Source organism: Massilia consociata (genome assembly GCF_042432755.1).
Classification (GTDB): Bacteria; Pseudomonadota; Gammaproteobacteria; order Burkholderiales; family Burkholderiaceae_D; genus Telluria; species Telluria consociata.
Map to the genome: position 1 here is coordinate 16978 of NZ_JBHLWP010000020.1, position 11678 is coordinate 28655.

Here is an 11678-nt window from a genome sequence, read left to right on the forward strand (position 1 = left end):
GAAAGTGGCAAGCGACTGTCAGTACGCCAACAAACGGGTCCAAAAACAGGAGTGAACTGGTGTCCGAACAGAAAAAACCGATCCGCGTGATGCTCGCGGATGACCATCCGATCGTCATGACCGGTTTTGCCATGTCGCTCGAAGCGGCCGGCATGCAGGTGGTGGGGCAGGCCAAGACCCCGAGCGAAGCGGTGACGCTGTACGCGGCGCAGCAGCCCGACGTCGTCATCCTCGACATGCGCTTCGGGACCGAACTGACCGGCCTCGATGCCGCCCAGAGCATCCTGAAGGACGATCCGCGCGCGAAGATCATCTTCCTGAGCCAGTTCGACCAGGACAGCCTGATCAAGGAAACCTACCGTCTCGGCGCCCATGCTTTCGTCACCAAGGATTGCGACCCGTCCGACCTGGTCACCGCGGTGCGCCATGCGCACGACGGCAAGTTGTACTTCCTGCCGCAGATCGCCTCGCGCCTGGCCAGCATGGCGGTGCGCGGCGACGTGACGCCGCAGTCGCAGCTCGATGAACGCGGGCTCGAGATCTTCAAGCTGATGGCCGAAGGGCTGACCAATGCGGAGATCGCCGAACGGCTCGACCTGTCGACCAAGACCATCAGCAACATCAGCCAGTCGATCAAGGAAAAGCTCGGCGTGCACCGCCAGGCCAACATCACCCTGCTGGCCGTGAAGCACGGCCTGATCGAGCCGTAAGCGATCCATGGGCTACCAGCGGACCATGCGCGCGGCTGCCGCTGCGCTCGCGCTTTGCATGGGGATGGTGCAGGGCGGCGCGGCGCATGCGGAGCAACTCAAGGACGACGAGGCGATGGGCTTTCGTTCGCAGATCATCACCGGCGACGACAGCGAGGTCACCCGGCGCATCGCCGAAGACCTGTACAAGCGCCTGCTGCCGACCTTCGCCGCTTTCCGTACCGAGCTGGCCCAGCGCCACCGCATGCTGTACGTCGCGATCGGCCCCACGGCGCTGCGCGACGCGGTCTCGCGCCGCTGCGACTGCGTCGTCATCTCGGCGTTCACGTCCAGCCAGGTCTGGCGCTCGCTGACGGCCAAGCTGCCGCCGGGACGCGCCGCCCGCTACACCGCCGTGTATGCCGAGCCGGCGCCGACCGACCAGCTGCGCCTGGCCGCGCTGCTGTACGGGCGCCCGGCGCGGGTCGGCACCATCCTCGGCCCCGACACGGCCTTCCTGCGTCCGGCGCTGGAAGCGGGCGTGGACGTGCAGCTGTTCGCCGGCGGCGACGACATCAACCACACCCTGAACCGCATGACGCGCGCCGAAGTGCTGCTGGCGCTGCCCGACGGCGACGTGTACAACCCGGAAAACGTGCGCAACATCCTGCTGTCGACCTACCGCCGCAAGCAGGGCGTGATCGGCTTCTCGGCCGACATGGTGAAGGTGGGGGCGCTGGCCACGACCTATTCCGAGATCGAGGACATCAACACCCAGGTGGCCGAGATCGCTGCCCATTTCGTGGCCACCGGCGAGCTGGCGCCGCCGCAGTTCCCGCGTTACTTCCGCACCGTGGTCAACGAAGGCGTGGCGCGTTCGCTCGACCTGCGCGTCACCAACGCAGCGCGCGAGTTTGCCCGCCTGCCGGCGCGCCCGCGTGCGGGTGTGCCTGCGAGTTCGCCCGAGCCCTCGGCTGCGCCCCAGCCAGACAAGCCATGACCCTGCGATTCTGGCGCGGCTGGAGCATCGGCCGGCGCATGGCCTTCATCACCATGCTGCCGGTGACCTTCCTGTTCACCTCCTTCGTGTGGTACTCGTACTATTCGCACCGCGCCCAGGTGGCCGACGAACTGGCCGAGCGCGGGCGCATCCTGGCGCGCGCGCTGTCCGAGACCAGCGAATACAACGTCATCTCGGGCAACCTGTCCGACCTGCGCCTGACCATCAACGGCCTGGTGCAGTCGGACCGCAGCATCTACCGGGTCGAGGTGGTGGGCGTGGACGGTGGCCAGGCCGTGCGCGTGGATTCCGAATCGGCGCGCGACGCCCAGCCGCATTACTACGAGGCGCCGATCAAGAAGCAGGTGGTGTGGATCAACCTGTTCACCGACAACGGCACCCCGCACGTCTCGGCCTCGAGCGCCCTGCGCCCGCCGACGCTCACCACCGAAGTCGTGGGCTGGGTGCGGGTGACGATGTCGCCCTCGAACATGATGGACAAGCAGACCCGGCGCTTCCGCTTCGAGATGAGCATCGCCGCGCTGGCGCTGGCGGCCAGCGGCGTGCTGGCCTGGGTGCTGGCGCGTTCGCTCACGGTGCCGCTGCGCGAAGCGATCGGCGCGCTGCGCGGCATCCGCAACGGCGACTTTCGGGTGCACCTGCCGGTCAAGACCGGCGGCGAGGTCGGCGAACTGCAGGCCTCGATCGGCGAGATGGCGCAGGCGCTGGACGAGTCCAAGCGCGACCTCGAGAACAAGGTGGCCGAGCGCACGCGCGACCTGCTCGCCTCGCGCAACGAGGCGCTGCGCGCCGACGCCGACAAGCGCAAGCTGATCCAGAAGGTGAACTCGATCATCGAGGACGAGCGCAAGAGCATCGCGGTCGAGATCCACGACGAGCTCAATGCGTCCCTGATCGCCGCGCGCCTGGAGGCGCAGTCCATCGGCGCATTGGCCGCCAGGGCGGCGAAGGCGGAACCGAGCCCGGAGATCGAGGAGATCGGGCGCAAGTCGCAGGCCATCACCAAGCTGGCGCTCGACCTGTACGCCAACGGCCGCCGCCTGGTGCGGCGCCTGCGCCCCGAAGTGCTCGACATGCTGGGCCTGCACGGCGCGGTGGAAGAGATGGTGCGCCACTACGACGGCAGTTCCGGCTGCAGTTTCGAGTTCCACGGCGAAGGCGACTTCGCGCGCCTGTCGAACGAGCTGGCCATCTCGGCCTACCGCATCGTGCAGGAGGCGCTGTCGAACGTGATGAAGCACGCGCATGCCTCCTCGGCCCAGGTGCGCCTGGTGCTCGACGAGGGCGCGCAGACGCTGCGCATCGTGGTGGCCGACGACGGCAACGGTTTCGATCCGGCCAGCGCCTCGGAGGGCATCGGCATCATCGGCATGCGCGAACGCGTGTACGCGGTGCACGGGGTGATGGACGTGCGCTCCCGGCCCGGCGGCGGCACCGTGGTGGCCATCACCTTGCCCCTGACGGCGCCAATTTCCGCGCCGAATCCTGTATCGTAACGGTCCGGCTTAACCAACACGAGCAATCATGTCGAACGAACTGCTGACGCCCTACGAAAAAGGCAACCTGAACCAGACCACCACGCTGGCCGACTGCATCGCCTGGTACGAAGACCTGGCGCGCCGCTACCCCAACGTGCTGCGCTTCCACCAGGTCGGCGTGTCGGATGCGGGCGTGCCGATCCACGCGGGCGTGGTCAGCAGCGACGGCGTATTCGACCGCGACGAGATCAAGCGCGCCGGGCGCCCGGTGTTCTTCAACAACAACGGCATCCACCCGGGCGAGCCGGAAGGCGTCGATGGCTGCATGGCGCTGGTGCGCGATTTCTGCACCCAGCCGCAGCGCCTGGCCGCGCTGGGCAGGACCGTGTTCCTGTTCATCCCGCTGTACAACGTCGACGGCAGCCTGAACCGCGCAAACACCTCGCGCGTGAACCAGGACGGCCCGGAGCAGTTCGGCTTTCGCGGCAACAGCCGCCACCTCGACCTGAACCGCGACTTCGTCAAGTGCGATTCGCGCACCGCCCAGGCGTTCAACAAGCTGTTTTCGGCCTGGGACCCGGACGTGATGGTCGACACCCACACTTCCAACGGCGCCGACTACAGCTACACCATGACCCTGATCCACACCCAGCCGGACAAGCTGGGCGGAGAACTGGGCGAGTTCCTGCGTTCGACCATGCTGCCGGCGATGTATGCCGGCATGGACGCGCGCGGCTGGCCGACCTGCCCCTACGTGAACCCGGTCAAGGACAGCCCGGACGACGGCATCGCCGACTTCCTCGAGACCGCCCGCTTCTCGACCGGCTACGCGGCCCTGCACCACACGATCGGCTTCATGCCCGAGACCCACATGCTCAAGCCGTTCAAGGACCGCTACGAATCGATGCGCGCGCTGGTCGAGACCGCGCTCGAGTTCACGGTGCGCAACGCGGAGCAGATCCAGGCGCTGCGCCGCGCAGCGAAGGGGGCCAGCGGCACCCGCACCGAATGGCCGATCCACTGGGCGATGGATACCGGGAACCCGTCGACCTTCCGCTTCAAGGGCTACGAGGCCGGGTACAAGCCGAGCGTGCTGGGGACGTACGCGCGCCTGTGGTACGACCGGACCAAGCCGTGGGAGCGCGACATCGCCTGGTACAACCGCTTCCCGGCCGATATCCACGTGCCGGCACCGCGCGCCTACGTGGTGCCGCAGCAGTGGGTTGAAGCGATCGAACGCCTGCAGTGGAACGGCGTGCGCATGGAACGTGTCGAAGCGGATCGCATGGAGGAGGTGGACTACTATCACATCGTGTCGGTGGCCTCGCGCCCGAACGCCTACGAGGGCCACATGTTCCATGACGACGTGGTGCTGGAAAAGCGCCGCGCGCGGGTAGCGCTGCGCGCGGGCGACGTCATCGTGCCGCTCGACCAGGACAATGCCCGCTATGCGGTCGAGACGCTGGAACCGCTGGGCCACGACAGCTTCTTCCGCTGGGGTTTCTTCAACAGCGTGCTGGAGAAGAAAGAAGCGTATTCGGATTACGTGTTCGAGGACCACGCGCTGGAATTGCTGAACGACGAGCCGGCGCTGGCGGCGAAGTTCGCGACGTGGAAGGAAGCCAATCCGGCGCTGCTGGGCAAGCAGGAGGCGGTGCTGGACTTTATCTTCGCGAATTGCGAGCGCTATCGCGAGCCGGAGTGGAGGCGGTATCCGGTGTTCATGCTAATCTAACTGGTGCTGTTAATTCTGTTTCATGTAAAAATAATCTTAAAAGATGTTCGGTGCTCGAACGGTTCAATGCCGAGGCCGAACATCTTTGGCTAACGCCTTCTATTCTTTCTTTTCTTTTTTTCTTTTTGTTTTTTCTTTTCGTCTTTTGCTTTCGCCGCTTCCTTGTCAGCATTGATGTCCGCAATTTTTTGTTTTTCTACTGCCGTATTCCATTGTTCGACAGCACTTTCAAAGCTATCAAAGATGCGTTTCCCTCGTTCGGTTATGCATAACGTTTTGCGTAGACTAGGGAAAATTTCAAGCCGTTCCTTGTTCAACGCAAAAAGCAGAAACTTTGATGCGATGAAAGCATATAGGCCTGTCGCAAAAATTGTTATTTGCATCCACAATGCTTGAGATTGCGAATAAGTATTGGTGAATATTTCGTACGCCCAGTGAAAAAACAAGACGTACCCGGTTACAAGAAGTGCTAAGAGGCCATATATTGGCCGCTTTAGCAAGCTAGTTTTCCCAATCTCTAAGTGTCTTAGGGTAAGTACATCAAAAAAACTAACAGCCAAAAATGGCATGCCTAAAAAGGCGAGATCGATATTCGAAAAGTTATATTTGTTAGGTGCTAAAAAGAAGAGTAGTGCTAACGTTAGTCCTACCGTAAAGCAGCTAAATAAGTCTTTCTTTATCCCCGAATAAAATTCAATCATATAAGGGGAGCATTTTCCACGCAGCGCTAGCTGGAAATCATAAAGGTAGAGCGTGGCTGCGCCCCACATTGGGCCGCCAAAGCTGGTGCGAAATATGGATGAGGCGCCCCCGTCAGTAAAGCTCATCTCCCAAATAAAGGAAATCCCAATTACAAGCAGGACCAAGTAGAACATTGTTAGATCAAGGAGTTAATGGGGAGTTTGGCGGTATGGAACAGACACCTACGGCACTGTTGTGAAACCTTGCTGGGTTGGGGGCCAAAATCAGTGTCGTGACAGGCGAATAGAAACATGGCGGCAATAGGCATACGTACGAAGCCTAACCGCCATTTATCGTTATTTTTGAAGGGTGTCTACTCTAGTATGGTATCTACTGTGCGTTGGCAATCCACCGATCCACCTTCGCCTCCAGCACCGCCAGCGGCAGCGTGCCTTCCTCCAGCACGACCTTGTGGAATTCCGGCAGGCTGAATTTATTACCCAGTGCCTCCTGCGCGCGCTTGCGCAGTTCCATGATCTTCAGCGAGCCGATCTTGTAGCCCAGCGCCTGGCCCGGCCACACCATGTAGCGCTCGATCTGCGCGCGCGCCTCGTGCTCCGAGTAGCCCAGCGTGTCCTGGAAATAGGTGATGGCGCGGTCGCGGCTCCAGCCCTTGGCATGCAGGCCGGTGTCCACCACCAGGCGCGCCGCGCGCAGCATTTCGTCGTTCAGGTGGCCGAAATAATCTTCCGGCTTCTCGAACAGGCCCATCTCCTTGCCCAGGGTCTCGGCATACAGCGCCCAACCTTCGGTGAAGGCGTTGTTGCCGCCGAACTTGCGGAAGTTCGGCAGGCCCAGTTCCTGCACCAGCGCGATGTGGAAGTGGTGGCCCGGCTGGCCTTCGTGCAGGTAGAGCGTGACCATGCCGGTGCTGCCGTACTGCTTCGGGTCGTTCACCACCGACCAGAACACGCCGGGGCGCGAACCGTCCACCGCCGGCGGGGTGTAGTGGTCCGACGCGGTGGCGCGCGACAGTTCCGGTTCCAGGCGCAGGTCGAGCGGCGACTTCGGCATCAGGGTGAACAGGGCCGGCAGCTTGGTGCGCACTTTGGCGTCGAGCTCGCGGTAGACCTCGATCACCTGCTGGTCCGAGGTGAAGGGCTTGAACTTCGGCTGTTCGGATACCCAGCGCGGCAGGCCGGCGGCGGGGCCGGTGTAGCCCATCTTCGGGCCGGTGACGGCATACTCTCCCTGGATGCGCGCCACTTCCTTCAGGCCGATCTCGTGGATCTGGTCCGGCGTGAGGTCGGTCGTCGTCATCGCCGCCACGCGCGCGGCGTACCAGGCAGCGCCGCCGGGCAGCGCGTTCCAGCCGGCGCTGGTGCGGGTCTTCGGCAGGTAGTCCTTCTCGAGGTAGGTCGCCAGGCGTTTCAAGGCCGGATTGAGCTTGTTGCCGATGGTCTTGCGGTAGGCTTCCCTCAAGCTGCGCTTCTCGGCCGCCGTGAAGCTGGCCGGCATGTTCTTGATCGGCGTGTAGAAGATGCTTTCTTCCGTCTTGCCCGCCACCAGCTGCTTGAACTGGGGCAGGGCCGATTGCATCGGTTCGCGCGGCTGCACGACGCCGCGCTTGACACCTTCGCGCATGTTGACGATCGACTGGTCGATGTGCGGCACCAGCTGGGCCAGTCGGTTCAGGTAGGCGCGGTACTCGCGCGGCGTGGTGAGCGGCTGGGCGCCCTGGCCGCCGGCATAGTTCGCCAGAATCACCGGCATGCTGATCATCTGGTCGATCGGGATCAGGTGCTCGGGGAAGGCGGCCAGGCGCAGCGCCGACTCGAGCTCGAACTTCAGGATGTCATGGCTGGTCTGGTCGCGGGTGCCGAGGCGCTCGCGCGGAATCCCTGACAAGCGCTTGAGGTAGTCGCGGTAGCGCGCGAACTGCTGCTCGCGCAGTTTCGGCGAGATCGACAGGCCGAGCTGGTCGTTGAAGCGGCTGTCGCCGTTCTCGGTGGCCCAGACCGGCTCGAAGCGCGCCAGCGATTCATAGTACTCGTCGGCCAGCGCGTTGATCTGCCGGCTTTCCGGCGTGGCGGTGGCGGAGGCGGGCGTGGGGACGGAAGCCGGCTGGGCAGCCGATTGGGCAAGGGCGCCCGGTGCGCAGGCCAGCAGTGCGGCCGCGGCCAGTGCCGCGGCGGCGGGCCGGGCCAGCTCGAAGCGTGCTTTCATGTCGTTATATCCTCGTGAATCAGTAGCTGGCGAGCGGCGTGAGGGCGCCGTTCTTGAACGTGTAAACCGTGACGGCGGTCTTCTTCAGGTTGCCCTTCGGGTCATAGCCGTAGGTGCCGACCACGCCCTGGTAGCTGATGCTGTGCATGGCGGCGCCGACCTTGGCGGCATCGGTCGAGTTCGCGCTCTTCATCGCCTGGGCGATGAACTTGGTCTGGTCGTAGAACGACGGGGCGTACACGTCCGGGTCGCGCTTGAAGCGCGCCTTGTAGGCGTTGATGAAGGCCGGTCCGCCCGGCTGCTTGGCGACGATGGCGCCGGCCTGTGCGCAGCGCACGTTCTCGCCGACGGCCGGGCCGCCCAGCTTGGCCATCTCGGGGCTGCACAGGGTGTCGCCGCCCAGCAGCGGCACGTTCAGGCCGAGCGCCTTCATCTGGCGCGCCATCGGGGCCGCCTGCGGCGCGTAGCCGCCGAAGAACACCGCATCGACGCGCTTGGCCCGCAGGGAAGTGAGGATGGCGGCGAAGTCGGTCGCCTTGTCGGTGGTGTATTCGTGGCCGGCGACCTTGATGCCGTTGGCCTGCGCCTGGCGCTTGAATTCCATGGCGATGCCCTGGCCGAAGGCGGTGCGGTCGTCAATCACGCCGACGTTCCTGACCTTCAATTCCTTGGCGGCGTAGGCCGCCACCGAGCCGCCCACCTGGGTGTCGCTGGCGACAATGCGGAACACGGTCGGGTAGCCGGCCTGGGTGATCTTGGGATTGGTGCCGACGGTCGACATCAGGATGCCGTTGTCGTTGTAGACGCGCGAAGCGGGAATCGCCACGCCCGAGTTGTACGGGCCGAGCACGAACTTGACTTTCGCATCGGCGAACTTCTGGGCCACGTTCACGCCCTGTTTCGGGTCGCCCCCGTCGTCTTCGGACTGCAGTTCGAAGCGGAGCACATTGCCGCCCACCTGGATCTTCTGCGCGTTGAGTTCTTCGATGGCGAGGCGCACGCCGTTCTCGTTGTCCTTGCCGGCGAAGGCATTGGCGCCCGACAGCGGGCCGCTCACGCCGATCCGGACGACTTGTTCCGCAGCGTTGGCCTGGACAGCGAGCAGCGCCGCGAATGCGAGCGGCGCCAGGGTGAATTTGGATGGCATTACCGTTGTCTCCGTTGTATTCGAACGGATGCCATCATCGCACGAATAACGCGCCCGATAAAACCCTCATGGCGGCGTTGCAGCGCCTCGATCAGGCAGGCAGCCCGTGCGCGATCAGTTCCAGCGGCAGCGCCGTGGTGCACTTGATCTGTTCCATCGAGAAGGCGGACGAGACGCCGGTCAGGCGCGCGGTCTTGATCAGCTTCTTGTAGAAGCGGTCGTAGCCGGCGATGTCGGTGGTGACGACCTTGAGCAGGTAATCGACGTCGCCGCTCATGCGGTGGAATTCGAGCACTTCCGGCAGCGCCATCACGGCCGCCGCGAAGCGCGCCAGCCATTTCTCGTCGTGCTCGGCCGTGCGCACGCTGACGAACACCGTCACCGGCAGGCCGACCTTGTTGCGGTTGACGATGCTGACCCGGCTTTCGATATATCCCTCTTCCTCGAGGCGCTTGACGCGCTTCCAGCATGGCGTACTGGACAGGCCGACCTTTTCGCTCAGGCCCGAGATCGAGAGGGTGGCGTCTGCCTGCAATGCAGCAAGAATGGCGCAATCAAACTTGTCGAGTGAATTCATTTTCCCTATATCGATATATGGAGAACACTTATCCTATTTTGCTGCGATAAATCAGAAAACTTGGGATATCTTTTCCTGCACGACTCCTTACTATATGCCGGAACAATAACACGATCCGCTGCGGAAAATTACTTTTTTGTAAGTTTTTCATGAACAACGAACTCTACCTCGACGCCAACGCCACCTCGCCCGTGCTGCCTGCCGCGGTCGCTGCCGCCACGGCCGCCATGGAAACCTGCTTCGGCAACCCGAGCAGCAGCCATGCGGCCGGCCTGCGCGCCAAGGCGCTGCTCGAGGCGACGCGGGCCGCGGCGCGGCGCGTGCTGGGCGCCCCGGACGGCGAGCTCGTGTTCACCAGCGGCGCGACCGAAGGCATCCAGGCGGCCGTGCTGTCGGCGCTGTGCGCGGTACGCGAGCGGCGCCGGCGCGGCCAGGCCTGCGGCAACCTGCTGCTGGTTGGCGCCACCGAGCACAAGGCGGTGCCGGAAAGCCTGGCGCACTGGAACCGCCTGCTCGGCACCGATCTGGAACTGCGCATGCTGCCGGTCGATGCCGACGGGCGCCACCGCCTCGACGTGCTGCGTGAACTGGCGCCGCGCGCGGCCTTCGTCTGCACGATGGCCGCCAACAACGAGACCGGCGTCGTGTCCGACCTCGACGGCATCGCCGCCGTGCTCGCGCAGACGGCCAGTCCCGCGTTGTGGATGGTCGACTGCGTGCAGGCGCTCGGCAAGCTGCCCCTGGCACTTGGCGACACGCGCATCGACTATGCGCCGTTCTCCGGCCACAAGCTGTACGCACCGAAAGGCATCGGCATGCTGTACGTCCGGGCCGGCGCACCCTATACGCCCCTGATGTGCGGCGGCGGGCAGGAGGGCGGCCGGCGCTCGGGCACCGAGAACATGGCCGGTATCGCCGCGCTCGGGGCGGTGCTGGCGGCGCTGGAGGAGGGCGGCACCTTCCGCACCCATGCCGAGCTGCTGGCGTACCGCGACCGCCTCGCCGCCGCCTTGCGCGAAGCCTTCCCCGGGCTGGTCTTCAATGCGCCGCTCGACCACGCGCTGCCGACCACGCTCAATTTTTCGGTGTTGGGCCTGGGCAGCAAGGAACTGCTCGACCTGTTCGACGCGGCCGGCGTGCGCGTCAGCGCAGGATCGGCCTGTTCGGCCGCCCGGGCGGCGCCGAGCTACGTGCTCGATGCGATGGGCGTACCCGAGGCGCGCAGCGCGTCGGCGGTGCGCCTGTCTTTCGGCCCGCTGGTGGAGGCGGCCTTCATCGACAGCGCCTGCGAGCGCATCCGGCGCTGCGGCCGGGCGCTGGCGCAGGCGCGTCCCGCCGCGGCCCTGCAGCAGCTCGAAGCAGCGGGCGCCAGCGGCTGGCTGCTGTTCGACGAGGCGGGGAGCGAGTGCATCGCGATCGACCCGCCCGCCGCGCTGGCGCCGCGCATCGCTGCCGACCTGCGGGCACACGCCTGCCGCCTGCTGGCGGCGATCGATACCGGCCACGGCGCCGGCGGCGCCGAGGCCTTGTGCGCGCTGCTGCCGCCCACGCCGTCCACGGCGCGGCAGGTCCGGTTCGGCGGCCACATCCTGGATGCGATCGCGCTGGGCGAGGACGTGCTGGCGCAGGCCGGCGCCGCCTTCCTGCTCGGCCGGCCGCAGGGCGATAGCCTCGCCCCGGATCAGGTGCGTTTCGTCTTCGGCCTCGCGCCGGGCCACGCCGCTCTGGCGGCGGCCCTGTGCTGCCACCGCAGCGGCGAACCCGCGCTGTCGCGTCCGGGCGCCGATCCGCTGCCCGACGACGGCATCGACCTCGACGCCGTGAGCGCCGCAGCCTTCCTGCACGCGCATCCGGATGCGCTGCTGGTGGACGTGCGCGAACTGCCCGAACACGCGGCCGGCGCGGCGCTCCTGCACGGACACCAGGCGCACAACGTCCCGCTGTCGCAGCTGGCCGGGCAGGCCGCCCAGTGGCTGCGCGCGCCGCGCCCGCTGGTGTTCATCTGCCGCAGCGGCAAGCGCAGCGCGCGCGCGGCCCGTACCATGCGCCGCCTGGGCCATGCGCAGGCCTGGCACGTCGCCGGCGGCCTCGCCCTGGCCGGTTGACCCTTTCCGGCCGGGTCTT

The 11678-nt window shown here is 65.2% G+C and carries 9 protein-coding genes; 5 read left to right on the forward strand and 4 right to left on the reverse strand.

Annotated features, from left to right (window positions below; translation table 11 throughout):
• Window positions 1-59 precede the first annotated feature (59 nt).
• From ACFFJK_RS20235 to ACFFJK_RS20250, 4 genes are read left to right on the forward strand one after another with little or no spacing between them, the layout of a single operon-like run.
• Window positions 60-710, forward strand: coding sequence for a response regulator (locus ACFFJK_RS20235; protein WP_379681483.1), 651 nt, complete (start codon window positions 60-62; stop codon window positions 708-710).
• Window positions 711-717: 7 nt separating this feature from the next.
• On the forward strand, window positions 718-1689 hold the full coding sequence (locus tag ACFFJK_RS20240) for a hypothetical protein (protein WP_379681484.1): 972 nt from the start codon (window positions 718-720) through the stop codon (window positions 1687-1689).
• On the forward strand, window positions 1686-3206 hold the full coding sequence (locus tag ACFFJK_RS20245; protein ID WP_379681485.1) for a sensor histidine kinase: 1521 nt from the start codon (window positions 1686-1688) through the stop codon (window positions 3204-3206). The genes ACFFJK_RS20240 and ACFFJK_RS20245 overlap by 4 nt, the downstream gene beginning before the upstream one ends.
• A gap of 28 nt (window positions 3207-3234) precedes the next feature.
• On the forward strand, window positions 3235-4923 hold the full coding sequence (locus ACFFJK_RS20250; RefSeq protein WP_379681486.1) for a M14 family zinc carboxypeptidase: 1689 nt from the start codon (window positions 3235-3237) through the stop codon (window positions 4921-4923).
• Between the two features lie 89 nt (window positions 4924-5012).
• Here ACFFJK_RS20250 and ACFFJK_RS20255 read toward each other — a convergent pair whose 3' ends face one another.
• The 4 genes from ACFFJK_RS20255 to ACFFJK_RS20270 all read right to left on the reverse strand — a co-directional run bounded on the left by ACFFJK_RS20255 (window position 5013) and on the right by ACFFJK_RS20270 (window position 9554).
• On the reverse strand, window positions 5013-5750 hold the full coding sequence (locus ACFFJK_RS20255) for a hypothetical protein (protein ID WP_379681487.1): 738 nt from the start codon (window positions 5748-5750) through the stop codon (window positions 5013-5015).
• 244 nt (window positions 5751-5994) lie between these two features.
• Window positions 5995-7830, reverse strand: coding sequence for a DUF885 domain-containing protein (locus ACFFJK_RS20260; RefSeq protein ID WP_379681488.1), 1836 nt, complete (start codon window positions 7828-7830; stop codon window positions 5995-5997).
• A 19-nt stretch (window positions 7831-7849) separates the two neighbouring features.
• The gene (locus ACFFJK_RS20265; RefSeq protein ID WP_379681489.1) at window positions 7850-8977 is read right to left on the reverse strand and encodes a branched-chain amino acid ABC transporter substrate-binding protein; all 1128 of its coding nucleotides are present in this window, start codon (window positions 8975-8977) and stop codon (window positions 7850-7852) included.
• Between the two features lie 91 nt (window positions 8978-9068).
• A complete protein-coding gene (locus tag ACFFJK_RS20270) occupies window positions 9069-9554 on the reverse strand; it encodes an Lrp/AsnC family transcriptional regulator (RefSeq protein ID WP_379681490.1) in 486 nt (161 codons plus the stop codon).
• A gap of 149 nt (window positions 9555-9703) precedes the next feature.
• On the opposite strand from ACFFJK_RS20270, the gene ACFFJK_RS20275 reads away from it, so the two are divergent.
• A complete protein-coding gene (locus tag ACFFJK_RS20275; RefSeq protein ID WP_379681491.1) occupies window positions 9704-11659 on the forward strand; it encodes an aminotransferase class V-fold PLP-dependent enzyme in 1956 nt (651 codons plus the stop codon).
• Window positions 11660-11678: the final 19 nt, after the last annotated feature.